Origin of the sequence: Brevibacterium sp. UCMA 11752 (assembly GCF_021532235.1) — a bacterium.
In the GTDB taxonomy this organism is placed as follows: Bacteria; Actinomycetota; Actinomycetes; order Actinomycetales; family Brevibacteriaceae; genus Brevibacterium; species Brevibacterium antiquum.
Map to the genome: position 1 here is coordinate 634268 of NZ_JACBOS010000003.1, position 26939 is coordinate 661206.

General features: G+C 64.1%; 26 protein-coding genes. 8 read left to right on the plus strand and 18 right to left on the minus strand.

Annotated features, from left to right (window positions below; all coding sequences use genetic code 11):
* Window positions 1-122: 122 nt before the first annotated feature.
* The 6 genes from HU144_RS02865 to HU144_RS02890 form a co-directional block, all read right to left on the minus strand.
* Entirely contained in the window at window positions 123-464 is a 342-nt protein-coding gene (locus HU144_RS02865; RefSeq protein WP_143924383.1) for a DUF1330 domain-containing protein, read from the minus strand.
* A gap of 147 nt (window positions 465-611) precedes the next feature.
* Window positions 612-1817 (minus strand): MFS transporter, encoded by a 1206-nt coding sequence (locus tag HU144_RS02870; protein WP_235350053.1) that lies wholly within the window; start codon window positions 1815-1817, stop codon window positions 612-614.
* On the minus strand, window positions 1817-2665 hold the full coding sequence (locus HU144_RS02875; protein WP_235350054.1) for a hypothetical protein: 849 nt from the start codon (window positions 2663-2665) through the stop codon (window positions 1817-1819). Before HU144_RS02875 ends, HU144_RS02870 begins: the two co-directional genes overlap by 1 nt.
* Window positions 2666-3083: 418 nt before the next feature.
* A complete protein-coding gene (locus HU144_RS02880; RefSeq protein ID WP_235350055.1) occupies window positions 3084-5672 on the minus strand; it encodes a GcvT family protein in 2589 nt (862 codons plus the stop codon).
* 110 nt (window positions 5673-5782) lie between these two features.
* On the minus strand, window positions 5783-7312 hold the full coding sequence (locus HU144_RS02885) for a flavin reductase family protein (RefSeq protein ID WP_235350056.1): 1530 nt from the start codon (window positions 7310-7312) through the stop codon (window positions 5783-5785).
* Entirely contained in the window at window positions 7309-8613 is a 1305-nt protein-coding gene (locus HU144_RS02890) for an aromatic ring-hydroxylating oxygenase subunit alpha (RefSeq protein WP_235350057.1), read from the minus strand. The genes HU144_RS02885 and HU144_RS02890 overlap by 4 nt, the downstream gene beginning before the upstream one ends.
* A 119-nt stretch (window positions 8614-8732) precedes the next feature.
* On the opposite strand from HU144_RS02890, the gene HU144_RS02895 reads away from it, so the two are divergent.
* Together HU144_RS02895 and fdhA are read left to right on the plus strand one after the other, a co-directional pair.
* Window positions 8733-9674 carry a LysR family transcriptional regulator gene (locus HU144_RS02895; RefSeq protein ID WP_235350058.1) on the plus strand — a complete coding sequence of 314 codons (942 nt, stop codon included), beginning with the start codon at window positions 8733-8735 and terminating at the stop codon, window positions 9672-9674.
* 194 nt (window positions 9675-9868) lie between these two features.
* A complete protein-coding gene (gene fdhA, locus HU144_RS02900; RefSeq protein ID WP_235350059.1) occupies window positions 9869-11083 on the plus strand; it encodes a formaldehyde dehydrogenase, glutathione-independent in 1215 nt (404 codons plus the stop codon).
* Between the two features lie 251 nt (window positions 11084-11334).
* On the opposite strand, the gene HU144_RS02905 is transcribed toward fdhA, so the two are convergent.
* Window positions 11335-12549: a M20 metallopeptidase family protein gene (locus HU144_RS02905; RefSeq protein ID WP_235350060.1), complete on the minus strand. Its 1215-nt coding sequence runs from the start codon at window positions 12547-12549 to the stop codon at window positions 11335-11337.
* A gap of 166 nt (window positions 12550-12715) precedes the next feature.
* Between HU144_RS02905 and HU144_RS02910 the strand changes: the two genes are divergently transcribed.
* Window positions 12716-13261, plus strand: coding sequence for a dihydrofolate reductase family protein (locus HU144_RS02910; protein WP_235352644.1), 546 nt, complete (start codon window positions 12716-12718; stop codon window positions 13259-13261).
* A 6-nt stretch (window positions 13262-13267) separates the two neighbouring features.
* On the opposite strand, the gene HU144_RS02915 is transcribed toward HU144_RS02910, so the two are convergent.
* On the minus strand, window positions 13268-13624 hold the full coding sequence (locus tag HU144_RS02915; protein ID WP_235350061.1) for a VOC family protein: 357 nt from the start codon (window positions 13622-13624) through the stop codon (window positions 13268-13270).
* Window positions 13625-13921: 297 nt separating this feature from the next.
* On the opposite strand from HU144_RS02915, the gene HU144_RS02920 reads away from it, so the two are divergent.
* The 4 genes from HU144_RS02920 to HU144_RS02935 all read left to right on the plus strand — a co-directional run bounded on the left by HU144_RS02920 (window position 13922) and on the right by HU144_RS02935 (window position 17340).
* On the plus strand, window positions 13922-14716 hold the full coding sequence (locus HU144_RS02920; protein ID WP_235350062.1) for a SurA N-terminal domain-containing protein: 795 nt from the start codon (window positions 13922-13924) through the stop codon (window positions 14714-14716).
* Window positions 14717-14940: 224 nt separating this feature from the next.
* Window positions 14941-16314 (plus strand): L-lactate MFS transporter, encoded by a 1374-nt coding sequence (locus tag HU144_RS02925; RefSeq protein ID WP_235350063.1) that lies wholly within the window; start codon window positions 14941-14943, stop codon window positions 16312-16314.
* A gap of 19 nt (window positions 16315-16333) precedes the next feature.
* On the plus strand, window positions 16334-16504 hold the full coding sequence (locus tag HU144_RS02930; protein ID WP_193078751.1) for a hypothetical protein: 171 nt from the start codon (window positions 16334-16336) through the stop codon (window positions 16502-16504).
* 95 nt (window positions 16505-16599) lie between these two features.
* Window positions 16600-17340: a TVP38/TMEM64 family protein gene (locus HU144_RS02935; RefSeq protein ID WP_193078750.1), complete on the plus strand. Its 741-nt coding sequence runs from the start codon at window positions 16600-16602 to the stop codon at window positions 17338-17340.
* A 27-nt stretch (window positions 17341-17367) separates the two neighbouring features.
* On the opposite strand, the gene HU144_RS02940 is transcribed toward HU144_RS02935, so the two are convergent.
* Window positions 17368-17871 carry a CueP family metal-binding protein gene (locus tag HU144_RS02940; RefSeq protein ID WP_235350064.1) on the minus strand — a complete coding sequence of 168 codons (504 nt, stop codon included), beginning with the start codon at window positions 17869-17871 and terminating at the stop codon, window positions 17368-17370.
* A gap of 99 nt (window positions 17872-17970) precedes the next feature.
* On the opposite strand from HU144_RS02940, the gene HU144_RS02945 reads away from it, so the two are divergent.
* Complete coding sequence (locus tag HU144_RS02945; protein ID WP_235350065.1) at window positions 17971-18564, plus strand: YdhK family protein; 594 nt, start codon at window positions 17971-17973, stop codon at window positions 18562-18564.
* Window positions 18565-18597: 33 nt separating this feature from the next.
* Here HU144_RS02945 and HU144_RS02950 read toward each other — a convergent pair whose 3' ends face one another.
* From HU144_RS02950 to paaA, 9 genes are all read right to left on the minus strand, one after another.
* A complete protein-coding gene (locus HU144_RS02950) occupies window positions 18598-19374 on the minus strand; it encodes an enoyl-CoA hydratase/isomerase family protein (protein ID WP_235350066.1) in 777 nt (258 codons plus the stop codon).
* A 67-nt stretch (window positions 19375-19441) separates the two neighbouring features.
* Window positions 19442-20338, minus strand: coding sequence for a 3-hydroxyacyl-CoA dehydrogenase family protein (locus HU144_RS02955; RefSeq protein WP_101557331.1), 897 nt, complete (start codon window positions 20336-20338; stop codon window positions 19442-19444).
* Window positions 20335-21210 carry an enoyl-CoA hydratase/isomerase family protein gene (locus HU144_RS02960; protein ID WP_235350067.1) on the minus strand — a complete coding sequence of 292 codons (876 nt, stop codon included), beginning with the start codon at window positions 21208-21210 and terminating at the stop codon, window positions 20335-20337. Before HU144_RS02960 ends, HU144_RS02955 begins: the two co-directional genes overlap by 4 nt.
* The gene (locus HU144_RS02965) at window positions 21207-22373 is read right to left on the minus strand and encodes a thiolase family protein (protein WP_235350068.1); all 1167 of its coding nucleotides are present in this window, start codon (window positions 22371-22373) and stop codon (window positions 21207-21209) included. The genes HU144_RS02960 and HU144_RS02965 overlap by 4 nt, the downstream gene beginning before the upstream one ends.
* Before the next feature lie 102 nt (window positions 22374-22475).
* On the minus strand, window positions 22476-23594 hold the full coding sequence (gene paaE / locus HU144_RS02970; protein ID WP_235350069.1) for a 1,2-phenylacetyl-CoA epoxidase subunit PaaE: 1119 nt from the start codon (window positions 23592-23594) through the stop codon (window positions 22476-22478).
* A 1-nt stretch (window position 23595) separates the two neighbouring features.
* Complete coding sequence (gene paaD, locus HU144_RS02975; protein ID WP_235352645.1) at window positions 23596-24111, minus strand: 1,2-phenylacetyl-CoA epoxidase subunit PaaD; 516 nt, start codon at window positions 24109-24111, stop codon at window positions 23596-23598.
* Between the two features lie 74 nt (window positions 24112-24185).
* Window positions 24186-25154 carry a 1,2-phenylacetyl-CoA epoxidase subunit PaaC gene (paaC, locus tag HU144_RS02980; protein ID WP_235350070.1) on the minus strand — a complete coding sequence of 323 codons (969 nt, stop codon included), beginning with the start codon at window positions 25152-25154 and terminating at the stop codon, window positions 24186-24188.
* A 13-nt stretch (window positions 25155-25167) separates the two neighbouring features.
* A complete protein-coding gene (paaB, locus tag HU144_RS02985) occupies window positions 25168-25479 on the minus strand; it encodes a 1,2-phenylacetyl-CoA epoxidase subunit PaaB (protein WP_235350071.1) in 312 nt (103 codons plus the stop codon).
* Window positions 25476-26483 (minus strand): 1,2-phenylacetyl-CoA epoxidase subunit PaaA, encoded by a 1008-nt coding sequence (paaA, locus tag HU144_RS02990; protein WP_235350072.1) that lies wholly within the window; start codon window positions 26481-26483, stop codon window positions 25476-25478. The genes paaB and paaA overlap by 4 nt, the downstream gene beginning before the upstream one ends.
* Window positions 26484-26939: the final 456 nt, after the last annotated feature.

The window sequence follows — 26939 nt, forward strand, 5'->3', positions numbered from 1 at the left end:
TCAATACGAATCCACCATATGGAACAAGGAGTGCCTCGGCCGCAGTCGGCGGCACTACGTTGCTAAAGTTGTCCGGTCGCCGAAGCGGCTGCGTGGCCGCCGAAGCTGCGCGGTCCTCGGAGCTACGCGGATCCGCCGCGCATCGCCCGCGCGGTCTCTGCCGGGTCATAGTCCACGGGCACACCGTCAACGAGGATGATGTCACTGGCGATGTGCCGTGACCGCAGCGGAGAGATCTCCTGATAGGCCGGAGAGTCCCACCATGCGCGGGCCTGGTCGAGGCTCGGAAATCCGATAATGACGACGTGCCCGGGCCATGTGCCTTCCCTGACCTCGTGCGGAGTGCCATGCACGAGGAAGCGGCCGCCGAAGGGCTGAAAGGTTCCGCCGATCCTCTCGATGTATTCGAGGACATCGGGATGAGGTTCGGCCTCCTGCAGATGGGCGATCGCGTAGGCGGTCATCAGGGGTGTCCTCCAGTCATCAGGCAGTCGGTCGAAAGCATCGTGCGGGTCCTCGGGAGCGTCTGGCAGGTGACCGGTCCACAGCCCAATTCGGCCCGAATCGCGTCTTGCGACGTCTCGTTTCGTTCTCGCATGTCGTTCCTCTCCTCATTTCTCGTTCCTCATCTGTGTGGACTGCGACCGAGGTGGGTCCACGCAGCGAGAATTCGACTGGCGGGAGACCAAGAACAGCAGGAGTGATCCGAGGACGAAGACGGCCGACGCCAACGGCAAGGCCCCCGGACCGACTACGGACAGCGCGACTCCGCCGATCGCCGCACCGCCGGAGACTCCCAGGTAGGTGCTGGAAGTGTTGAGCGCCAGCGCCTGCCCAGCCAGCGGGCCAGCCATCGAGGCCAGACGCGACTGGACGGCAGGCGAATTCCCCATCGCCATCCCACCCCAGAAGGTCATTGCGATGAGGATAAGCCACAGAGGCACGGGTCTGCTCATCCATATCACCGAGAGTCCGAGCATCGAGGCGACGATGGCACCGACGCCGATGGCCAGGGTGCGGTCTGCTCCCCATCGGTCGACGGCCTCCCCTGCCAACCAGATACCGAGGATCCCCGCCACTCCAGCGAGGCCGAAGGCGAGCGCACGATCATCGACGTCTGCGCCGGCGACTGCGCTCAGATAGGGAGCGAGATAGGTGAGCATCATCATCGATCCGGTCATCAGCGAACAATTCGCGATCAGGCTCAGGGAGATCCGTCCCTGCAGGAGGACGCGCAGCTGGTCCCGCACCCCGGTGAGCGTGTCTTCCGCGCGGGCCTGCGGCAACGTGATGAGGACGGCGAGCAGCACCACGATTCCGCAGACTCCCATGGTCAGGAATGTCGCGCGCCACCCGAAGACTCCACCGATCCACGTGCCCAGCGGCACTCCGACGGCGATCGATCCTGTCACTCCAAGCGAGATGACCGCGATGAAGCGCCCTGCCTTGTCAATCGGTGCCTGCCGCGCGGCGAAGGCAAAGATCGCCGGGGTCGCAATTGCAGTGGCCAAGGCGGCGACGATGCGCAGCAGCAACAGCGCACCAAATGAGCCCACGACCGCGGCGAGAAGATTCGCGGCGGTGAAGATCAGCAGCGCGATCGCAAACAGGAGGCGACGCGGAAGGCGTGACGTGACGACGGCCGCGAGAGGCGCGCCCACCGCGACCGTCACGGAGAACGCCGTGACGAGCTGGCCCGCCTGCCCCTCGGTGACGTCGAGGTCACGGGCGATTTCGGGGAGTATGCCGGCGATGACGTAGTCGTCGGTGTAGAGGACGAAGGCGGCGGCCAGCAGTACGAACAGCCATCTGGGCATCAGACCGGACTCACTTGATCTGGCGGAGATGGATTCTGCCCGCGCCGGGCAAGGACAGCAGAATCGGGGTTCGGACGCGACTGCAGATACCTGCGCATCACAGCCAGACCGTAGATGCTGCCTCCGGGGACAGCTGCAAGGGCGAGCACGACCACCAGCGGCTGAACGACTGCGTCTTGAGCGAGAACGATCTGAGTCGGGCCCTGGAGGACGACGACACAGCATCCTGTCCACGTCACCAGCCAGGCCGTCCGCGGCCAGCGCGCCAGATGGCGGGAGATCAGTGGGATGACGAACGCGGACACGCCGAGCAGGGCTGTCACCACCAGCACGGTCCGCTGCGCCGGCAGGTCCATGCCCTGCGGTCCGAGACTTCCTGGGCCCATCACACCCCAGTAGGCCATGGCACCGGAGACGGGAAGCATCCCGACTGCGCCACAGGCCACCGCGAAAGCAGAAGGTGCGGACGGTGGAGCAGTCAGCAGGTGTCCCCAGCGATCGACCACATGCGCACCCACGGAGATGGCCATCGCCACGGCCAGGACGCAGAATCCGGCGTAGACAAATCCGAACACCCAGGGGATCAATCCTTGATCGGCTGGCTGCGTATCCGCGCCGGTGAGTGACTGAATAACGACGCCGAGCGGTAGCCCCAGCAGAATCGGAGCCAGGAGCCCGGCAGCCCCGGCACCGAGGATGAAGATCACCGCCCCGGGAACTCGCCGAGCCCACCTGCAGGTCAGAGCCATGACAAGACCGACAGCGACGAGCACCATTGCGACGGTGACGGTGTTGCCGATGAGGTAGCGGGTCCCATGCATCTCTCCGGCGTCAGCCGCCGATGTCATGCCAACGGTCGAGCCTGATAACCACAGGACCTTAAAGAATAGGTACGGTACCGCAGCCGCGACTGCGGCCAACACCGCGAGTTGCTGCACGAGGCGGGGCAGTCGGGACAACTGTGTCGCCGGCATGAGGACTCCTATAGATATGCGTCTCTAGATGATGTCCTCCAGTCTGTGGCTCTGCTGCAGCCCGAACAATCCCCCAAAGGAGGGAATATGAATGCGTCCGGGCCACCTCGGCGAGGGTCACGGTCTACACGTCTCTCGGCCGCGGTCGCAGAGGTCCCCATTCTGCTCCCGCCTGCAAACGGGTGGCCAGCACTCATTCTCATCGAAACAACGGCGCCCTGCCGAGACACACATGTCTGCACAGGTGCCTCGACAGGGCGCCGTTGGTTCGATGATGTCGGTGCGGGTTTGCTCAACCCTTCAACCGCGTCATCTCCGGGTCGAAGATCGGCTCAGCGGTGACAGTCGCAGGCAGCCTGCGTCCCAAGTACTCGATCTCGACACCGTCTCCGACACCCAGCGTGTTCGGCAGCCACGCGTAGGCGATGGTCGCTCCGATCGAGTATCCATAGGCCGCCGAGGTGACGTAGCCGTCGGCCTTGCCCGCACCGCTGCCAGCGCCGCCGGTTACACCGCCTGACACTGCGCCATCGGGCCCACCGACGCCCCCAGCCACATACACGGGTTCGCTCCCCAACACGACATCCTCCCGACGATCGAGCGTGAGGCACGTCAGCTTCTGAGTCGCAGCTGCGGCCCGGTCCGCCAGCGCAGCTTTGCCGCGGAAGTCATCGGTCTTCGAGGCCTTGACCGCGAAGCCGAGTCCCGCCTGGACGGGCTCGTGCTCGCTGGTCATATCGGAGCCGAAGGAGCGGAACCCCTTCTCCAGGCGCATCGAATTGAAGGCTTCACGACCTCCGGCGATGAGTCCGAATTCCCGACCGGCCTCCCACAGCACGTCCCAGAGACGGTGTCCCAGATCCATCGAGGTGTAGAGTTCCCAGCCGAGCTCACCGACATAGGACAGGCGCATCGCCGTGACTGGAATGCCGCCGATGGTGATCTGCTTGGTACGGAAGTATTTGAGCCCGTCGTTGCTGAGGTCGTCGTTGCTGACCTGGCCGATGACCTCACGGGCGAGCGGACCCCAGAGGCCGATGCAGCAGGTTCCCTGCGTCGTCTCGCGCACTGTAGCCCACTTGCTCGGATCTGCCGCCGACTGTTCCCGTGCCGCGCGGGTGATGGTGGCGAAGTCGATATTCGAGTTCGCGCCCACCTGGTAGGTCTGCTCGTCGAGGATCGCGACGGTGATGTCGCTGGTGATGCCGCCTTCGTCATCAAGCAGAAGGGTGTAGCTGACAGCTCCCGGCTTGCGCAGCATCGACGAGGTGGTCAGCCCGTGCAGCAGCTCGCCGGCACCCGGGCCCTTGACCTCGAAGCGCTTGAGAGCGGTCATGTCATACATGGCCACGTTTGTCCGCGTCTTCCACGCTTCGACCGCCGCGATCGGCGAGTGGAACATGACCGCCCAGCCCTCACGCTCAGGAGCTTTCCATTCCTCAGGCAGGTCGTTGAGCAGCGCAGCGTTGGCTTCGTACCAGTGCGGGCGCTCCCACCCGTTCGTCTCGAGGAAGAATGCCCCGAGCTCCTTCTGCCGGTCATTGAAGGGACTGAGCCGCACGTCCCGAGGCGAGACCCGTGGCTGCAGCGGGTGGATGACGTCGTAGATCTCGACGAAGTTCTGCTGGGAGGTCTCGCTGACGTATTCGGGGGTCGTCAGTGCGTCCTCGAAGCGGTTGAGGTCGATGCCCGACAGGTCCGTGTTCGAACGCCCAAGTGAGATGAGTTCGGCAACGGCCTTCGCGATGCCGGCTCCGTGGGTGACCCAGACTGCCTCGGCGACGAAGAAACCGTCGACTTCTCGGGACTGCCCCACGAGCGATCCGCCGTCGGGGGTGAAGGAGAAGATGCCGTTGAAGCCGCGCTGGACCTGAGTCTGGCGCAGTTCGGGCAGCAGTTCCTTGGTGGCTTCCCACTCTCGGGCGAAGTCCTCCGGGGTGAAGTCCAGGCTTGAGGGCATGACTTCGTCGGTGATCTCGTCGGGCGAATAGGTGCGCAGCGTGTCGAGGTCGACGGGCATCGGCCGGTGGGCGTAGGAGCCGATGCCGATCCGCTCGCCCCATTCGCGGTAGTACAGATCCTTGTCCTGGTAGCGAAGAATGGGCGCCGAGGCTCCTGCCGGCTGCTCGTTCTTGCCGACGAGACCGGGCACCTCGGTTGTCCAGGCGAACTGGTGCCCCAGAGGCAGCAGCGGGATCGTCGTGCCGACCATCTCACCGATCTTCGGACCCCAGAATCCGGCGCAGGAGACGACGATGTCCGCCGGGAACCTGTCGTCGCCGGCCAGCACTGCGGTGACCTTGCCACCGTACTGTTCAATACCGGTGACGGTGGTGCGGTCGCGGAACTCGACCCCGGCAGCCCGGGCCCGGTCCATGACCAGCTGGGTGCCACGAGCGGCGAGCGCCAGCCCATCTCCCGGAGTCAGAAGCCCGCCGAGGACCTTGTCCGGATTGAGCATAGGGAACAGCCGCAGGCACTCCTGCGCATCAACCACCTCGGCGTCGACACCCCAGGACCGATTCCAACCGGCACGACGGTGCAGATCCTGGAGCCGGTCGTCCTGGGTGGCGATCTCAAGGCCACCGACGGGCAGGAACGAACCGCGACCATCAGGCCCGGTCAGCGAAGTCAGCTTGTCGATCGTGTACTGCGCGAACTCGGTCATCGACTTCGAACCGTTCGAGGAGAACACCAGGCCGGGGGCATGCGAGGTCGAACCACCAGGGATATTCAAAGGCCCCTGTTCGAGCACAAGTGTGTTGGTCCAGCCCAACTGGGCGAGTTCGTCGGCGAGGTTGGCTCCGACGATGCCGGCTCCGATGATGACGACCCGAGGTGAAGATGGTGAGGATGACGAGGAGGGTGAGGAATTCGGCACTGTGTACTCCTTTGTGTTGCAGCTGAAATCTGGGGTGGGTGCGAAATCTGTGGTCGTGCGAATGGTGCAGATGGTGCGATCAGAGAGGGCTGTGCGCCCAGCCCGTCGCGTCAGGCGTCGATGACCAGGTCACTCAATGCGGTGGAACAGCAAGGCAGGAACTTGCCGGCGTCGATCTCCCGTGCGCGGATGCCGCCCTGATGGTTCATGTCGACGTCACCGTCGAGCTTGACGACCTTGCAGGACCCGCACATGCCCTCCTGACAGTTCGCCCCGATCTTCACTCCCGCGCGCCTGGCGGCGTCGAGGACGAATTCGTCGGAGGCGACTCGGACGTTGAGCCCGGAACGCACGAACGCCATCGTGTGCTCGCCCTCGCCCACCGTAGCGAAGCTCGCCGGGTCGACAACCGCAGTTTCGTCACCTGGCTCGACAGCGGCTACCGCAGCCTCTCCCGCCGAGGCGGTTGTCGGGTCACCCGCCGAGGCTGCTGTCGGGTCGGTCTCGACCGCCGCCCCCGCCCCGGCGTCAGGCACGATCAGTTCGATCTCCGGTTCGACGGGAACCTCGGCCAAGGCGTCGACGGCCTCCAGCGGGGCACCGGTGACTTCGACGGGACCGTCGGCGGTGTACTCCGGTTCGTACATCTCCAAGGCCGCCGGCTGCGCTTCGTAATACTCCTCGGTCGAGGACGCGATCTCCTCGGCGATCTCGCCTGCGATTGCGACCTCCTCGGCGTATTCGGCACGGGTTGCGCGGTCGCCGGAGAAGAACTCCATGAACACCGAGGTGTCGTCCACGCCGACCTCGCGCAGACAGTCCGTCGCTGTGTTGAGGTAGCCCTCGGGACCACAGGCGAACACTTGGCGCCCATTGGCATCGGGGACGACCTCGTCGAGGAGCGCCGTCGAAAGACGGCCGGTCTTCCCGACCCATGTGCTGGCGGCACCGCCCGGCTCCTCCCCCTGCGCCCGGTCCCCCAGTGTGTAGATGACCTCGATCCGAAAATCGGCCTTGGCTAAGAAGTTGAGCTCCTCGGAGAAGGCGAAGCGATCCGGCGCAGAGCCGTGATAGAGGAGAACGACATCGGCCTGACCCGGCAGGGAATGGATCGTACGCACCATCGACATGAGCGGGGTGATGCCCGCACCCGCTGCAAGCAGGAGGTAACGGGCTCGCCGATCATAGTCGGCGAGGTGGAAGGCTCCCACCGGCCCCAGCATCTCAAGCGTGGCGCCGACCCGAAGCGACTCGTGCGCCCAAGGCGAGACGAGTCCCTTCGGGTCGCGTTTGATCGTGATGGAGAACGTCCACGGTTCCGTCGGCGCGCTCGAGATCGAGTAGCTCCTCGACACCGGCTCGGCATCCGGACCATGCACGGGAAAGTCGATGTTGATGTACTGACCAGACCGGAATGCCAGTGGAGCACCGTCCATACGCCGGAACACGAAGACCATCATGTCGCCCGCCTCGGGGATGGTCTCCACGCATTCGGCCCAGAATTCCTGCGGATGCCAAGGGCCCAGAGCCGTGGCGGCTCCGGCAGGTCCGGTGGTGGAAGAAAGGACCCGATTCCATGGCATTTCGAGGCCCCTGATCCGCTGTGCCAGCGGAGTCGTGGGGTCGGCGAAGCGCTTCATCCCACGTGCTCCCGCATCCGAGTCACGTACCAATTGATGAAGGCCTCGACCTGATATTCGCTCTTCATATAGGGCCCCTGCTCGTAGAACGGGCTCCTCGCGCCCTGCTGGCACAGTTCCACGAAGTTCTTGTCCTGCAGGTTCGTCTGCTTCCACGTGTGCGTCAGCGTCTCGAGATCATAGTCGACACCTTCGACGGCATCGTCGGCGACGAGCCAGGTGGTGCGCACCTGAGTCTGGTGAGCATTGATCGGGAGCACCGTAAAGGTCACGACATGATCGCCGAGGAGGTGGAACCAGCTGTTGGGCTGCAGGTGCATCGAGCAGCGACCCAAGCGAAAATCGGGAAGATCGCCGAGGAGCTTCTTCGACAGTCGTCTGCCGTCGGCTGAGAACGACTCCCCCTGCCCATCGAGGGATTCGCGTGAGATCCGGATTCCGGCGATGCGGGTGTCGAGTTCTTCGACGACTTCGTAGGGCAGTCCGTAGCGGCGGCACCGGTACTCCAGTGAGGCCTGCGCCTGCTGATTGCGGTCCCAGACGTCCTCGAGGTGGGCCGGGATCGTGTCATCGGTCAGCCCCCAGGTCGGGAACAGGGCGCAGGCAAGCTCCGGGTGACCGTCGCAGTGGTAGCACTCGCGGTTGTTCTCCATCACGAGTTTCCAGTTGGCTTCCTCGATGATGTTCTGCTGATACGCCACCTTCGTCTTCGCCAACTCGTGCGGTCCGACGTAGGGTGCGAAGATCGCGGCGGTGTCGTCGAAGTCGGCCGGGGGCTCATCGGCCAGGCACAGGAAGACGAGTCCCGCGACGATCTTCCCGTGCGCGCGCTTGAGCGAGTAGCAGGCCGTGTCGAACTCCATCTCACCCGGCGCCGAGGCGTGGATGAGCTGTCCATCGGGCGAATACGTCCACGAGTGGTACCCGCAGACCAGATTGGCTGTGGTGCCCGCGGCCTCGGTGAGGACGCGGGCACCGCGGTGGCGGCACACATTGTGCAGAACGTTGACTCCGCCGTCGTCGGTGCGCAGCACGAGAAGGGAGTAGGGGCCGTAGTCGAGGGTGACATAATCCCCGGGCTCTGGAATCTCTGCAACGCTGCAGGCGAAGACCCAGTTCTGTCCGAAGATGGCCTGCATATCGAGGTTGAAGAGATGGTCGTCGGTGTAGAACGGAGCCTCGAGTGAGAAGCCGGCACGACGCGTGTCGAGCAGTTGACGGATCTCATCGAGTCGCTCTGCGCTGAAGCCGGCAGGGAAGCCCTTCTTCGTCGGCGCCAGATTCACTACGGTCAATTCCATCTCCCTTGATGTCTGCTGCTGTCACCGACGACATTAGCGAGAACAACACTGCAGAAAAAGCGCGAGATTCTGACATATTCCGTGCGGAATCTCCGTATGATCCAGGGCACAATAGTGCCATGATCGATCCTCGCCTCATCACGCTGCGCACGTTCGCCGCCTGCGGCACCGTTTCCGCCACTGCCGAGCTCACCGGCTATTCCCCTTCGGCCGTGTCCGGGCAGCTGCGCGAGCTCCAGCACTCCCTGGGTATGACGCTGCTCGTCAAGGACGGACGCGGGCTGCGGCTGACTTCGAGTGGGCGCTATCTGGTGCGACGTTCGGACGCGCTCATGGCCGAATGGGAGGACATTCGGGCGGCGTCGCTGACTGCGGGAGACCAGGCTCCGTCCCAGTTCGGCATCGGCGGATTCTCCACCGCATCGTCGAACCTCCTCGCACCCTTGGCGGCACAGCTTCGTGGTGGACATCCAGACGTCGGTGTCCACGTCATCGAGGCGAGCCCTTCACGGTGCTTCGAGCTCCTCGTCGCCGAACGCATCGACCTCGCCGTGGTCGTCGCGATGCAGGGTGAGGTCCAAGTCGAGGAGGATCCCCGGTTCGAGAAGATCGATCTGCTCGACGATCCGCTCGACGTCATGGTCCCCTCCGATCACGAGGTGGCTGAGCGGGAGTCGGTCTCACTGGCAGAACTCGCTGGTGAGGAATGGATCAGCGCCGGGCCGGGCTCGCCGTATCACGCACTCTTCGTCGCGGCCTTCACCGCAGCCGGCGTCACCCCGACGGTCTCGCACGAGACCATCGAGTGGGAGACCTCGGCGGCCCTCGTCGGAGCCGGAGTCGGCGTCAGCCTCATCCCCCGCCTGGCGAGCTCGCTGGGCGAGGCGAACGTGACGAGGGTCAGGCTGAGCGGATCCGGTCGTCTGAGCCGGAAGATCATCGCGGCCGTGCGGGCCGGCAGCAGGGATTCCCCGCTCATCCGGGAGTCACTGGCCCACCTGCGAACGACGGCACGTCACATACTGTCCACCCGCCTCGGCGAGGCTCCGTCGTCAGCATGATGACTGCGGTCTCAGCGGTCGGACCTGGGCTATTGACAGAAGTCTTCCGCGACGGCGAGACTGCTCGTAAGTCTGAGAGCAGACTGATATTTCAGGAACCGGCGGCGCTTCCTGAACACCCTTCGCCTACCGATCACAGTTAACCGGCGCTTCCTGAGAATCAACAGTGGTGCGATACGAATGGAGACTCAACGATGAGCAACAAGGCAATCAGCTACGCAGGTCCCGGCAAGGTCGAGGTCGTCGACACCGCCTATCCCGAATTCGTCCTCAAGGACGGACCCGGCGTCCATCCTGCCAATGTCGGCCGGAAGGTCGATCACGGCGTCATCCTCAAGACCGTGGCCACGAATATCTGCGGCTCCGACCAGCACATGGTCCGGGGCCGCACCACCGCGCCCGAGGGGCTCGTCCTCGGCCACGAGATCACCGGCGAGGTCGTCGAAGTCGGCCGTGATGTCGAATTCGTCAAGGTCGGCGACCTCGTCTCCGTGCCGTTCAACATCTCCTGCGGTCGCTGCCGGAACTGCATCGAACGCCAGACCGGCATCTGCCTCAACGTCAATCCCGACCGCCCGGGCTCGGCCTACGGCTATGTCGACATGGGCGGATGGGTCGGCGGACAGGCCGAATACGTCCTCGTCCCCTACGCCGACTGGAACGTCCTGAAGTTCCCGGACAAGGACCAGGCAATGGAGAAGATCCTCGATCTTGCCATGCTCTCCGACATCTTCCCCACCGGCTTCCACGGTGCGATCGGTGCCGGCGTCACAATCGGCTCGACGGTCTACGTCGCCGGTGCAGGTCCGGTCGGAATCGCAGCGGCCACCTCGGCGCAGCTCCTCGGTGCATCGGTCGTCATCGTCGGCGACCTCAACGAGGACCGCCTGGCACAGGCACGCGCGTTCGGATGCGAGACCGTCGATGTGTCCAAGGGCGACCCGAAGGATCAGATCGAGCAGATCCTCGGCACGCCCGAGGTCGATTCCGGCATCGACGCCGTGGGATTCGAGGCTCGTGGACACGGCAAGGACGCAGCCACCGAGGCTCCGGCCACCGTGCTCAACTCGCTTATGGATATCACTCGCGCCGGCGGCAGCCTGGGCATTCCCGGGCTCTACGTCACCGGCGATCCGGGGGCTGCCGACAAGGCGGCCCAAGAGGGATCGCTGTCGATGCGCTTCGGGCTCGGCTTCGCGAAGTCCCACGTCTTCGTCACCGGCCAGTGCCCGGTCATGAAGTACAACCGCGGGCTGATGCACGCGATCCTCAATGACAAGGTGACGATCGCGAAGAACGTCAACGCCACCCCGATCGCCCTCGACGACGCCCCGCAGGGCTACGCCGACTTCGACTCAGGTGTCGCAAAGAAGTTCGTCCTCGACCCCCACGGCATGATCAAGGCCTGAGCCCAGTACCGCGGGCCGCGGGCACGGCCTCGGACGTACGACTTCAGGCCACGAGGGAGCCACAACCCTCCGCCCGGCCGGCAACGGTTGGTATCTTCTGGTCGAAGAATTGCAATTTTTCGACCAGAAGTCACCAACCGTTCGCTGCCATCACGTGCCACCACACCGAGAAACGGGTGCTGCGTAGAGACACATGGGTACACGCCCGGGCGTTGACGCAGCATCCGTTTCTCGATGCCGGGGCGGGCTGCTCAGTCGAGTTCGTCGCTCAGACGTGTGAACGCGAGGTGGGCCAGGGCTGCCGCCTGATCCCCAAGCAGCCCGTCGTCGAAGACCACCCTCGGCGAATGGTTCGTCTCCGCGTTCGGGTCCACACCCTCTGGAGTGGCTCCGAGGAACACGAATGTACCCGGCACATTCTGCAGCACATAGGAGAAGTCCTCGGACCCCATCCGCGGGGCAGCCATCTCCTGAACATGGTCCGAACCGAAGACCTCGCCGAGGCGGTCGATGGCCAACTGAGTCTCCGCCGGGTTGTTCACGGTCACGGGGAAGCCGATCCGGAAGTCCACCTCGGCGGTGCACCGGTGTGCCCGGGCAATGTTCTCAGCGAGCTCAGGCACACGTTCCTGCAGCAGAGCGATCGAATCGGCTGAGAGATAGCGGACCGAGGCGGTGAGCTTCGCGGTGTCCGGGATGATGTTGCTGGCCTGCGAGCCTTCCAGCTGGGTCACGGACACGACGACCGGGTCGAAGATGTCGAATGACCGCGACACCATCGTGTTCAGGGCGAGCGCGATCTCGGCAACGGCAGGTACGGGATCGCGAGTGGCCTGCGGTTGGGAGCTGTGGCCGCCGGCGCCGTGGACCTTCAGATTGAGATCGGCGAACCCAGCCATGAGCGGTCCACCCTTGGTGGTGAATTTTCCGCGCTCGTCGGCCTCGACGTGGATTCCGTAAGCGGCGACCAGCGGCACGCCTGCAGCGTCGAGAAGACCTTCGGCGATCATCGGCTCGGCACCTCCCTCAACCTCCTCGGCGGGTTGGAACATGAACACGATCGACCCGGGCAGCTCGTGTCGGTGCGCGGCGAGCAGACGGGCGGCGCCGACGAGTCCGGCGGTATGCATGTCATGGCCGCAGGCGTGCATATTGCCGTTCGTCGAAGCGTAGTCGAGTCCGGTGTCCTCGACCACCGGCAGCGCATCCATGTCCCCACGCAGCAGAACTGCGGGCCCGGGACGTCCACCCTTGAGCACTGCCACGATCGAGGTTAGCGAGTCCCCTGTCGTGATCTCGAGGCCCAGATCGGCGATCTCATCGAGGACGGTATTCTGGGTGAACGGCAGCTGGTACCCGAGCTCGGGATGGGCGTGCAGTGTCCGGCGCAGTCTCACAAGTTCGTCCTGCAGGCCCTGAGCCTCGGTGCGGAAATCTGGAATGGATGCGGATGGTGATGCGGACATGGACGCGGTTCTCCTTCGGGCCAAATGAGCTGTGAATCCGACTCTACTGAGATTCCGGCCCGAGCGCCTCGAGACCGGAGGTGAAGCTGGTCGTCCCAACTATGGATCTCGGGTCGCGCCGTGCGTACCGTGGACGGTGACGCCACTACTCGACGAGGAGCCCATCGTGCGCATCATCATCACTCAGAACCAGACCCTTGACGGTCGAATCGAAATGCTCGACGACTGGTTCGACCCGCAGGCCCAAGATGAGGAGTTGTCCAGCGAGCTCATGCGTCAGTCGGCCAACGAGGATGTACTGCTGCTGGGTCGGCGGACATTCGAGGACTTCCGGGGCTACTGGCCGCTGCAGACCGACGACACCACAGGGGTTGCCGAGCACCTCAACCAGGTCGACAAGCGGGTGGTGTCGACGACGCTGGCAGACCCGGATTGGCAGAACTCAACCGTCATCGGCGAGGATCCGCTCAAGGCTGTGGCCGCCCTGCGCGAGGAGCCAGGTCGCGACGTCATCCTCACCGGAAGCATTACCCTGGCGCATTCACTGATCGGCGCCGGCCTCGTCGACGAGTACCGAATGTTCACCTATCCGGTGTGGCAGGGACGTGGTCGCGGCTTCTTTCCCGAAGACGCCCGGCCCCGACTGCAGCTGCTCGACTCGAAGTCATTCGTCAGCGGTGTCGTCTATTCGGCCTACAGCCCACAGCAGTGAAGCCACTCACGCCGTGCCGAACATGACCTTCCGCCCGTCGGGGTCTTCGAGGGTGACGACGACGTCATCGACCTCGACGAGTGGCGCACCAACGCTCTGCACGTGATCAAGAAACGCCTCCAGATCGGGGATCCGGAAATAGAGGTGGGTGAGATTGGACGCCGGGTTGGGCGGATAGCTGTAGTCGGCGAACGCCTTCGCGTCATGCAGAGCAATCTGGACACCGTCGATATCCAACATCCAGTAGGTGTACTCGTGGCTGCTGACGGCTTCCAACGGCACCCCGGCAACGTCCCTGTAGAAGTCAGCTGTCACCTCGGCGTCGTCGCAGGTCAGGAACACTCCGCGAAATTTCGATTGCATCCGTGGACACCTCCGCCCGCAGCCCGGCCTCCGGTGGGGGCCGACCGCACATCCGATTCATCTGAGTCTATCCGCAGTCGCTGACTCGACATAGGAGCATCGCTGACTCGACGGAGGGGTATCGCGAACTCGACATAGGGGTAGCACGAAGAAGACCCGAGGCATTGAGCACCCCCATGGGCGCCTTCATGCCCAACCGCCGCAATCCGGCTTGCCAAGCGACATTCATACTCCACACATACTTCGGTGAATCGCGGCTGTTAGCCTGACAGGCTGATCCCGATTTCAGGAGTGAATGTGCAGAAGAGCAAGTGGCTGCTGGGCCTCGCCTTGTCCGTATCCGTGGTGTCCTTCGCCGCTTGCGGTTCAGCCGAGGACAAACCAGCTGACGAGCAGACATCCGCCGCGGCTGAGCAGAAGCAGGGGCAAGACCAAGCCCAGGGACAAGGCCAGGGCAAGAGCCAAGAAGGCAAACCGAACACCGATGGTATCCCCAAGGTCGTCGCCGAGGTCAACGGCAAGAAGATCACGAAGGATGACTTCGTCCCCCTTTACGAGACTCAGTACCAGCAGATGCAGATGCAGTCACAGCAGTCGGGCCAGCAGGTCGATGATAAGCAGCTCAAGACGCAGACCGCTGAGAACCTGGTGAGCACCGAGCTGCTCAGCCAGGAAGCCGACAAGCGCGGCATCAAGGTCTCGGCCAAGGACGTCGACAAGGGTCTCGAAGAGTCCGCCAAGTCCAGCCAGATGAGCAAGAAGGACTTCCTCGCCGCCATGAAGAAGCAGGGCATGGGCGAGAAGAAGGTCCATTCCGAGCTGAAGACCCAGCTGTCGATCGAAGACCTCATCAAGGACGAATACGGCGAGTTCAAGGTCAGCGGCGAAGAGATCGGCCAGGCCTACCAGCAGGCGAAGACGCAGCAGGAGCAGATGGCGCAGCAGGGCGGCCAGCAGGCTCAGGAAGTCCCGCCTCTTGAGGAGATGCGTCCCCAGCTCGAGAAGCAGGTGAAGAGCCAGAAGTCGACCGAAGCGACTCAGAAGTTCGCCAAGAAGCTTCGCAAGCAGGGCGACGTCACCATCAACCTCTGACCGGAGCACGACAGACTCGAGCCATCGAGCTCGGACCACCACAGACTCGGGCCGCACAGGCCCGAGTCTCATTCTTGGGGAATTCCTGAGTGTTCCTCGCCAAATCCTTGCGTGCGCTCTAACCTGTAGGAGAACAGAAACGTGTCGTCCTGACACGCTCGCCCTCACAGCACGTGCGACCGATGACGGTCGCACGCAGAGCACACCAATCTAAGGATCCCTCCATGGCTTCCGTCCTCACGCGATCAGCGATCGTCGCGCCGAAGAACTTCAACCGGTGGCTGATCCCGCCGGCCGCGCTTGCCATCCACCTGTGCATCGGACAGGTCTACGCGTTCAGTGTGTTCAAGATCCCCTTCATGACGCACTTCGACGCCGGTGAGGTCTCGATCGGCTGGATCTTCTCCCTCGCGATCCTCATGCTCGGCATCTCCTCGGCCGTCTTCGGTCCCTGGGTGGAGAAGAACGGCCCGCGCGCCTCAATGGTCGCAGCGGGCACCTGCTGGGTGGTCGGCTTCTTCATCGCGTCACTGGGAATCATGACCGGACAGCTCTGGCTCGTCTACCTCGGCTACGGCGTCATCGGCGGCATCGGCTTGGGCATCGGCTACATCTCCCCGGTCTCGACTCTGATGAAATGGTTCCCGGACCGCCCGGGCCTGGCCACCGGCCTGGCCATCATGGGCTTCGGAGGCGGCGCACTCATCGCCAGCCCGATGTCGAACCAGCTGATGAGCCTCTACGGAGGTGGGCCGGAACCGGAGAATCTCGTTGCCGGTCTGACTCCGACCTTCGTCACCCTCGGCATCGTCTACGCCGTGGTCATCGCCGCCGGTGCCTTCGTCATCCGCGTGCCCCACCCCGAGTGGTTGCCCAAGAACTTCGACCCCGCCAAAGCGACGACCAAGCCCATGCAGACCACGGGCAATGTCTCGGTGCGCAATGCGATCCGTACACCGCAGTTCTGGCTGCTGTGGGTGGTCCTCTTCCTCAACGTCACTGCCGGCATCGGCATCCTCGAAAACGCCGCTCCGATGATTCAGTCCTACTTCGGCATCACGGCTGCAGCAGCTGCCGGCTTCGTGGGGCTGCTGTCGATCGGCAATATGGGCGGCCGCTTCATCTGGTCGACGACCTCGGACTACCTGGGCCGGAAGAACAACTACATGATGTACCTCGGCGTCGGACTGCTGCTCTACCTGGTCGTAGCGCTCTTCGGGGGCAGCTCCATCGTCCTGTTCATCCTCGCAACGCTGGTCATCATCTCGTTCTACGGCGGCGGGTTCTCGACCATTCCTGCCTACCTCAAGGATCTCTTCGGCGTCTACCAGGTCGGAGCCATCCACGGTGCCCTGCTCACCGCATGGTCCGCGGCCGGCGTGGCAGGCCCCCTCATCGTCAACTCTGTCGTCGAGGCAGGAGAGAAGGCCGGAAAGACTGGCCCCGAGCTCTACACACCGGGCATGTACATCATGGTCGGTGCACTCGCCATCGGCTTCATCGCCAACATCCTCGTCCGCCCCGTCAGGGAGAAATTCTTCGAACGGGAAGCCGACGTCAAGGCCAAGCAGGCCGCCGCGCTCGAAGACGACAACTGAAAGCAGGGAAGGACATCTCATGAGCAGCTCCACTCCAACAGCACACGTCCCGCCCGAGGGCTCACCACAGTCCCCTGTCGGCGGCACCTATAAAGCGGTCGGTTCGACCTTGACCGTCGTCGTGGTCGGCGGTCTCGTTTGGGGCCTGACCCTGACTGTGATCAAAGCCGTCGCAATCTTCACCGGCTGATATCAACCCGATCCTCACCGAGGCGGCCCGTCGACGTCACGTCGGCGGGCCTCGTCGATTCATCACCTGCCGGGGCCGACACGTAGGATCGTCCCATGCCGAATGATGAGAACTCCGCACCGCAACCGAGCTCTCACAGCGAATCTCGAGTGCCGTGGGGATCGATCCTGCGCAATGTGGCTTTGGCACTGGCTGTGCTCGCCGGATTGTGGCTGGTGTTCAACGTGCATCTGCCCTCACTCGACGGAATCCAGAAGCAGATTGCCGAGGCCGGTTTCTGGGGCTTCGGCATCTTCATTCTTCTCTATGCACTCGTCGCAGCCACGCCGATCCCGGTGACCATCATGGCTGTGGCCGGCGGCCTCGCCTTCGGTCTCATCTTCGGCACGATCCTGTCGATGATCGGGGTTGTAGCCGGCTGCGTAGGTGGCTACTGGGTCGCACGCGGCCTGGGTCGCGACACCGTGATGAAGCTGTTGGGCTCTCACGCAGAGGCGATCGAGTCGCGGCTGACCAACGGCGGGTTCTATGCGGTGTGCATCCTTCGCCTCATGCCAGGATTTCCTTACTGGCCGGTGAACTACGGCAGCGGGGCACTGGGGATCAGGAGCCGCACGTTCCTCATCGCTACCGTGATCTCGGCTCTGCCGGGTCAGCTGTCCCTTGTCGCGGTCGGCGCGTTCATCGGCAATCCCGGCATCATCACAGGCACCGCTGTCGGCATCTCGTGGGCGCTGGTCATCGTGCTGACGATCCTCACCTTCCGCCGCTGGAAGTCGGAGCAGAAGGACCCGGCGACGACAGAGAACGAGCCTGAAGCGAACCCCGAGGACTGATCAGACCCGGATAACCGAGGCTTCAGATCAGGAGAGGCGCAGATCGGTGATGCAGGTCGCACCCTCTTCCCCGGTCGAGAAGTCAACAGAACCGGACTTCCCCTCGTGAGTGATGGAGATGGTTCCTTCGATGTCGCTTGGAACCCAGAAGCCAGCGAAGCCGTTGTCGAACGTGGTCGCCCGATCGTCGACGACCACTTCGCCGGAGGCGCTGTCAGTGATCTTCACGTCAAGCTCCTCGTTGCCGAGCTCTCCACGACAGGTTGTCAGACTGTGATAGAAGCAGTCGTGAGTGGTGTCCACGTAGGGAGCAATCGAGACATACGCCTTCTCCCTCGGCAGTTCGATCGTCACTTCCTGCGCTTCACCGGCCAACACAAGCTCATCGGGGTAGACCGATGCCATGAGATCATTCGGGCGATCAGTCACCGCCAGTCGGTCAAGATGGTCAATGGCTTTCACCAAGGTCAGGGCCACAATGGAGATGGTTCGCCTGAGCTTCGACGCAGGCGCCGTCTGAGTCTGAATCACGTTGACAACTATACCCCCTCTAGGTATAGCGTCGGCATCGGGCTACTTCGTGCAGCCCGCGATCGGACCGCCATTGCCAGGGATACTCCAGGAGAGAAAATGAACACATCCACTCCATTGACGACCATCGCTGCGGTCGCAGCCGCATCAGCGTTGCTGCTGTCGGGATGCGCCAGCTCTGAAGGCGACGAGGCTGCTCAGCACTCACAGCATGAGAAACAGTCCGAGTCGGCATCGGGTGAGGACCACGGCGAAAGCCATGAGCACGCCTCGGACGGCGGCCAGCCGCCCAAGGGCATCGAAAAGGAATCCGATCCCACATACGCCGTCGGAGATGAGGTCACTCTCACCGCTGACCATATGCCCGGAATGAAAGGGGCGAAGGCGACGATCTCAGGTGCCTTCGAGACCACCACCTATTCGGTCAGCTACACGCCCACCGATGGCAGCGACCCGGTCAAGGACCACAAATGGGTCGTCCACGAAGAACTGAAGAACCCCGGCAAGGCTCCACTCAAGGACGGGGCGAAGGTAACTCTCAACGCAGACCACATGCCCGGGATGAAGGGCGCGAAGGCAACGATCGACGGCTCGACCGATGAGACCGTCTACATGGCCGACGTCGATACGGGTGATATGGCGATGACCAACCACAAGTGGGTCACCGAGGACGAGGTCCAGCCGGTCAAGTGATCTCAGCGTCGGAGACCAAGGCCCAACGGCAGCTCAATCGAACTGCGGCGCGCGGCGCTCCTGAAAAGCCTTGAATCCCTCGGCGTAGTCCGGAGTCTGTCGGGCGGTCTCCTGCAGATTGGCCTCTTCCGCGAGCACCTGCGCCAGGGTCGGGCGGTCGTCGGCAAGCTTCTGCACGAAGCCCTTCTCCATCGCGAACGCGTCTGCTGGGCCGGTCACGATCTTGGCCAGCTTCGACTCGACGAACTCAGAGAGCTCATCGGCTGGGACCGCACGGGACACGATGCCCGCAGCGGCCGCCTCGGCGCCGGTCATGAAGTCACCGGTGATGATGAGGTCCATCGTCCGGTGATAGCCCACCCGATCGAGGAACACGTGGTGGGCGCCCGAGTCGAGCATCGCACCGATCGCGGCGAACGGCGAACCGAACTTCGCATCGTCGGCGGCGATGATGATGTCAGCGGCCGCTGCAACCCCGAAGCCCAGGCCGAGGGCGGCACCTTGGACCTGCGAGATCACGGGGATCGGCAGTGCCCGGATGGCCTGGAAGACGGGGGTGAACGCCTCGGCGAGGAATGCGTGTGCGTCATCGGTCTCGACGTCGACGGCCGAGATGTCACGACCGGAGCTGAAGACCTTGCCCTCTCCCCTGATCAGGAGCACGCGAACACTCGGGATCGCCTCGGCGACCTTGGCCACTGCCGCCGCGAGGTCGCGGAGGTTGTCAGCGTCAAGGGCGTTGCGGGAATCTGGGCCGTCGAGGACGATCTCTGCGATGTTTCCCCGGTTGGACAGTTGGATCTCGGTCACGTGTGCTCCCTTGCAGCTGACGGTGTTGCTGATGACGGTGTAACAAGCAGGCTTGTTGCCTGCCTGGTCACCAAGTATAGAATCCCTGACCGGACTTTCGACCCAGCTGACCGGCTGCGACCTTGTCCTTGAGCAGCTGAGGCGGTGCAAATCTGGGTCCTAGCTCTGCTTCCAGATGCTCGGCGATCCCGAGGCGGACGTCGAGGCCGACGATGTCGGTGGTCTTCAGCGGTCCCGCCGGATGGCGGTAACCCAGGGTCATCGCGTTGTCGATGTCCGCAGGCTTCGCGACTCCTTCCTCGACCATCCGCATCGCTTCGAGGGCCAGGGCCACGCCGAGGCGGCTGGAGGCGAATCCCGGTGAGTCCTTGACCGTGATCGCCGTCTTCCCCAGACCCGCGACCCAGGACTTCGCGACCTCAACGAGCGCTGGCTGCGTATGAGTGCCGACGACGACCTCGACGAGGTCGCTGACGGGAACAGGGTTGAAGAAGTGGAGCCCGATGAGTGCGTGTGGCCGTGGCAGTGCGGCGGCGAGCTCATCGATCGACAGGGCCGAGGTGTTCGTGGCGATGCTCGCAGCCGGCGCGTACTTCGCGATGGCCGCCAGGATCTCCTGCTTGAGTTCGACGATCTCGGGGACGGCTTCGACGACGAGAAGAGCCTGGTCGAGCAGGGTCGGATCGCGTACGACCTCGACGCTGCCCGTGACCTCGAGGCCCTTGGACTTCGACTTCTCGATCGAGGCGTCCACGCGCTCCTGGGCCGCGGCCACGGTCTCATCGGTGTTCTCGATGATGATGACGCGTGCTCCGGCGCTGGCGAAGGCATGGGCAATGCCTGCACCCATCCGGCCGCCGCCGTAGACACCGACGGTCTCTGGGACCAGGGGGCCGCTGCTTGAGTCCGTTGTCGAGTTCGGGGTGTGAACTGCGTCAGGTTCGCGCGCGGCCTGCTCGCTCATTCGGTGTCGCCTTTCTGTTCGGTTCCCGGCACGGGCTGTTCGTCGATGGCTTCCGTCGCCACCGCTCCGGCCTTCTTCCGCTTCTTGGCTTCTCGTTTCGCGAGGAACGCATCCATCCGCGCGTACTTCTCCTCGGTCTCGAACAGCACTGCCTGGGCCACGTTATCGATGAGCGGGTGGGCCTCACGGGGTGCGTGGAATGCGGATTTGCTCAGTCTCACGGCCAATGGAGCAAAGCTCGCGATCCGGTCGGCAAGTGCCTCACCGGCGAGTTCGAGATCCTCGGGGTCGACGACGTCATTGAGCAGTCCGATCGACTTCGCCTCGTCGGCCTGGAGGGTGCGACCGGCCAAGAGAATCTCCTTGGCTCGCGGCTCTCCCACGAGTTCGCGCAACCGCCAGGCGGCTCCGGCCGAGGCGATGATGCCGAGTCCCGGCTCGGGGTTGCCGATCTTGGTCGTGGGAGTGCCGATGCGGAAGTCACACGCGAACGCCAGTTCCGCCCCGCCGCCCAGAGCGTAGCCCTCGACGAGGGCGATGACGGGCATCGGCAGTTCCTGGATGCGAGAGAATACCTTCGAGTTGATGCCGGCCAGGGCCTCCTCGCGGCCACGATTGCGCATCTGCCCGATGTCTGCGCCGGCAGCGAAGACTCCGTCGGAGCCGGTGATGACCGCGACCTTCGGCTTGGCCTCGAGTTCGGCGCACACCGAGTGGAGGGCTTCGACCATGTCGAGGTCGATGGCGTTGCGCACCGTGGGCCGATTGAGCCGGATGATCGTCCGATCCTCGAGGCGCTCGATGAGCAGCGGGGAGTTCGACCCTGCGCTCTCGGAGCTGCTCGCCGCGCCCTCGGCGCCGGCCGCGCTCATGCCCGCTCCAACAGCAGTGCCGAACCCTGGCCGACGCCGACGCACATCGTCGCCAGTCCGCGCTTGGCATCGGTCTGTTCGAGGCGGTTGAGCAGGGTCAGAGTGATGCGTGCGCCCGAGCAGCCCAGTGGGTGTCCCAGCGCGATCGCACCGCCGAAGCTATTCACGGTCTCCGGGTCCAGGCCCAGGTCGCCGATGCAGGCCAGGGACTGGGAGGCGAATGCCTCGTTGAGTTCCACTGCCTCGAGCTGGTCCACGTTCCAGCCGACGCGGTCGAGGACCTTGCGGGTGGCCGGAACTGGCCCGATGCCCATGATCTCCGGGGAGACGCCGGCACTGGCACCCGTGACGACTCGTGCCCTGGGGCTCAGACCGTGCTTCTCGGCATAGCGTTCACTGACGAGAATCATGACGGCGGCACCGTCGTTGAGGGAGGAGGAGTTGCCGGCGGTGATGACGCCGCCGGGTCCGTGGATCGCGCGCAGTTTGGCGAGCTTCTCCACAGTGGTGTCCGCCCGAGGCCCCTCATCGGCGCTGACGTCGCCGATGGGCAGAATCTCGGGATCGAACTTGCCGGCCTCCTGCGCCGCGAGTGCCTTCTGGTGAGAGGCGTAGGCGAATTCGTCGAGCGCTTCGCGGCTCAGCTTCCACTGTTCGGCCACACGCTCGGCGGTCTGGGGCATCGACAGGGTCGTGTCCTCGCCGAAGGCGGGGTTGGTGAAGCGCCAGCCGATCGAGGTGTCCCAGGACTTGCCGGGTTTCGCCCAGGCACGTGAGGGCTTCTCGGTCACCCAGGGTGCGCGGGTCATCGATTCGACTCCGCCGGCCACAACTATGTCGGCGTCGCCGGCGGCGATCATCTGCCGGGCCGTCGTGATCGCGGTCAGCCCCGAGGCGCACAGGCGGTTGACGGTGAAGCCGGGAACGGACTCGGGCAGACCGGCCAGCAGCACGGCCATGCGGGCGACGTTGCGGTTGTCCTCACCGGCCTGGTTGGCAGAGCCGAGGATCACCTCGTCGATGTCGGACGGGTCGATTCCCGACCGGTCCACGACGGCCTTGAGCGTGGTCGCGACCAGATCGTCGGGTCGCTGATCAGCGAGGACTCCGCCGTAGCGGCCGATGGGTGTGCGCAGTCCGTCCAGGATGAATGCCTCGGGCATGGGTCTCCTCAGGTGTGATGTGTGGTGCAGCGTCGCTGGTCCTCAAGCCTAGCGACCGAAAGCGTCAGACGCTCGGAAGTCTCGGCGCTCGCGAAACTTCGTTCACGAGTCGTAGTCGACCGTGACCTCGTCGCTGACGGGGAAGGTCTGGCAGGTGAGGACGAAGTTCGCCTCCACCTCGGCGTCTTCGAGGGCATAGTTGCGCACCATGTCGACCTCGCCGCCGCAGACCTTGGCGCGACAGGTACCGCAGACCCCGCCCTTGCAGGCAAACGGCAGATCCGAACGCGATTCCTGTGCGGAGTCGAGGATCGTCTGGCCCTGCGACATCGCCGAGGTGGTCCGTCGTCCGTCGAGGATGATCGTGACGTCGCTGGTGGCGCCCTCGACGATCTTGTCCGCGTGGACGACCTCTGGTGGCGGTTCGTCGACGTAGAAGAGTTCGAAGTGGATCTTGTCCTTGGGCACACCGAATTCGGCGAGCACGGCGCGAGCATCGCTGAGCATGCCGAATGGGCCGCACAGCCACACGTGGTCCATATCGCCGATGGGCACCAGGTTCGTCAGCAGTGCGCGCAGCTTGTCCTCATCAAGTCTGCCGGAGAAGAGTTCGACCTCCCGGGGTTCGCGGGAGAGGATGTGGATGAGGTCGAGCTGCTGGTTGCGTGAGTCCTTGAGGTCGGCGAGCTCCTCGGCGAACATGACGGTATTCGTGGTGCGGTTGCCGTAGAGCATCGTCACCGAGGCGTCGGGGTTGGACAGCACGGTTGTGGCGATCGAGAGCATCGGGGTGATGCCCGATCCTGCGGCGATGCACAGGTGCCGTCCGCCGAGGTCAGGGTCGGCCTGGAAGCTGCCGCTGGGTGGCTGGACTTCGATGGTCTCACCAGGGCGGACGTCACGGACGAGCCATCTGGAGAAGAGGCCGTCGGGAATCTCACGGACACCGATGCGCGGGTCCGTTCCGGCCGGGGCGCAGATGGAGTAGGAGCGGCGGTGCTCGGCACCGTCGATCATCCGGCGCAGAGTCAGGGACTGCCCTGCGGCGAAGTCGAAGAGCTCTGCGTATTCGGCCGGAACGTCGAAGGTCACTGCTGCCGAGTCCTCGGTGAGGTGGTCGACGGACTTCACGGTCAGCGGGTAGAAGCTCGACCTGGATGCGCCCGCACCTGTAACGCTCGGCTCGGCCGCCTCGGCGCTCTGATTGATCGTCTCGGTCATCTCAGATCTCCTTCACGTGTTGGAACGGTTCGAGGCAGTCGAGGCATTGGTACATCGCCTTGCACGCCGTCGGTCCGAATTCCGAGGACAGCTTCACATTGGCCGATCCGCACAAGGTGCAGGTCAGGGCCCGCTTCGTGGGCATCAGGGTCAGAGCCACAGGTCCCGTGTGCCGAGGCGCCTGCCCGGGTGGGGAGATGCCGGCACCCTTCAGGGCCTTCCGTCCTTCTTCGGTGATCCAGTCGCTGGTCCAGGCCGGAGTCAGGGATACCCGCACCTCGGCGTCGGGGAACCCTGCGTCCTGGAGCTCACGCTGCAGATCATCGCGCATCGTCGCCATCGCCGGGCACCCCGAGTAGGTGGGGGTGATGGTCGTGACGACGCGCCCGTCTTCGATCGCGACATCGCGGAGCACGCCGAGGTCGACGAGCGTGAGCATCGGCATCTCCGGGTCGGTCACGCGGGCAGCGGCGACGCGGGCACGATCGAGCGCCTCGGCGTCGGTGTGGGTTGCCATCGATCGAGTGACGCGGTCGTCGCGGTCGTCACTGTCTCCGCGGACGGTGGACGCGTGGGGCTGAAGTGTTGCGGTCACCATTGTCCTTTCGGGTATTGGCGGGCGACGACCTGCATGTCGGCGAGCATCTTCGAGAGTGCTTCGGTGTGCAGTCCGTCGCGGCCCTTCTTTCCTCGCACTCCGGCCAGTGCACCGCGTTCGGGACGCTCGATTCCGGCTGCTGCGAAGACCTGGTCGAGGATGACTCCGGCCTCGTCGGCCACCTCGGCGGGATCGACTCCGATTCCGGCGGTCGCCACCGAGGCTTCGACTGGGTGGGTCTCGAAGAGTTCGTCCCACAGTGGCCAGAGACCCTCAAGTGCGGTGAGCAGACGAGACTTCGACTCTTCGGTGCCGCGGGCCAAGGTGAGGACCCAGCGACCAGCGAAGTCGCGGTGGTAAGACATCTCTTTCACGCCCTTGACCGCAATGGCCGAGAGCACGGTGTCTCTGCTGGACTGGAGGCGTTCGAAGATCGCCAGGCGCCACGTGGAGTAGATGAGGATCTTCGCGACCGCCTCGGCGAAGTCACCGTTGGGCACCTCCGCAAGACGGACATTGCGGAACGCCAGGTCCTCGCGGAAGAACGCGAGACGGTCCTCATCGGGAACCGGCGAGCCTTCAGGCAGCTGTGGCACGAGGCTCGGATCCGCGGCTGCGCTCCGGGCGAGCAGAAGCCGGGACTGGCCCAGCAGATCGAGGGCGATGTTGGCCAGTGCGATGTCCTCTTCGAGGTCAGGTGCATTGGAGCACCACTCCGAGATCCGCTGGGAGAAGACGAGAGCATCGTCGCCGAGCATGAGGCAGTAGGCCGCGAGGTCCTTCGGGTCGACGCCGGAAGGAACGGTCGTGTCGACGCCGGCCAGCGGGTTTTCGAAGTCGGTGCCGAAGGCCCAGTGCTCGTCATTGATGAGCAGGCCCGAATAAGCGTTCTCATGGTCGCCGTGCTCGATGCTGGCTCCGGCTTCGTCGTGGTCGACGTGGATGGAAGGTTCGTTCGTCATGATCGCCTTCTCCTCACATGTGGGGGACATCGTCGGGGATGTCGTAGAAGGTGGGGTGGCGGTAGACCTTGTCGCCGCTGGGGGCGAACATGGGGTCCTTCTCGTCGGGGCTCGAGGCCGTGATCGACGAGGAGCGCACGACCCACAGGCTCACGCCTTCGTTGCGACGGGTGTAGACGTCGCGGGCGTGGTGGATGGCCATCTGGTCATCGGCGGCGTGCAGCGATCCCACGTGGACGTGGTTGAGTCCGCGCTTGCCGCGCACGAATACCTCATAGAGGGGCCATTCGCCGCGAGTCGCCGATGTCTGTGTCTCTGCGCTCATTTGGCGGCCTCCTCGGCGGTGATGTTCGTGATGTCGGCGGTGTTCGCGGTGTCAGTATCAGCTGCGTCCGCGGCGGTGTTCTCGGCGAAGGCGAGCGCGGCTTCACGCACCCAGGCTCCCTCGTCCCAGGCGCGCTTGCGGTGGGCCACACGCTGTTCGTTGCACGGACCGTTGCCCTTGACGACGGCCCAGAATTCGTCCCAGTCCGGGGTGGAGAAGTCGTAGTGGCCGCGCTCTTCGTTCCACTTCAGCCCCTCGTCGGGGAAGGTCACGCCCAGGGCCTCGGCCTGCGGGACGGACATGTCAACGAACTTCTGACGCAACTCGTCATTGGTGTGGGTCTTGATGCCCCACTCCATCGACTGCTCGGTGTTCGGTGAGTCGTCATCGGGCGGGCCGAACATCATGAGTGAGGGCCACCAGAAGCGGTTGACCGATTCCTGGACCGAGGCTCGCTGCTCCTCGGTGCCGCGCATCATCGTCATCAGCAGCTCGAAGCCCTGACGCTGGTGGAAGGACTCTTCCTTGCAGACACGGATCATTGCGCGGCCATAGGGACCGAAGGAGGTCCGACACAGGGGCACCTGATTGCAGATCGCGGCACCATCGACAAGCCAGCCGATCGTGCCGACGTCCGTGTAGGCCAGCGTCGGGTAGTTGAAGATCGAGGAGTACTTCTGCTTGCCGGCGATGAGTTTCTCGGTGAGCTCATCGCGAGAGGCACCCAGGGTTTCAGCGGCCGAGTAGAGGTAGAGCCCGTGACCGGCCTCGTCCTGGACCTTGGCCAACAAGATCGCCTTGCGGCGCAGCGAAGGCGCACGAGAGATCCAGTTGCCTTCGGGCTGCATCCCGATGATCTCCGAGTGAGCATGCTGAGCGACCTGCCTCACGACAGTCTTGCGATACTTCTCCGGCATCCAATCGCGCGGTTCGATCCGGTCCTTAGCTCCGATCGTCGCGGCGAACTGCGCCTCGAGTTCTGTTTCGTTGACTTTCGTCGTCATGACCACTCCACCCTTGGATGCGCCCTTCCTGGCAGTGCGCTGCTTCAAATGCTGCACCGCTGAGGACTGTGCGTTCGGCTCGACCATCCTCAGACCGCCGACCCAGGACAACCATTTACTGACCATTTGTTCTGTATTGTTCACTATCAGTGTGGCACACCCCACGCCGAGGTGCAACGCACAGAGGCTTGGGCAGCGGTCCCGAAGTCTGCACGGTGCACACAGTCCGGCCGCTCAGGTTCCACAGCCGGGCCGCCGGGGTGCGCGTCCTGGGCGTATTCCTCGGGGCGCTCGGAGGTGCGGGCCTCGTCACCGGTCGGATCCGGTACCCGACTTGACAGCGACGCCGATCACAACGATATTTATTGACCAGATGGTCGTTTAATCTCCGACGTCGCTCCACAGGGATCGCCAGGGGAACAGATCGCCATCATCCACGTGCATCAGGCGCAGCAG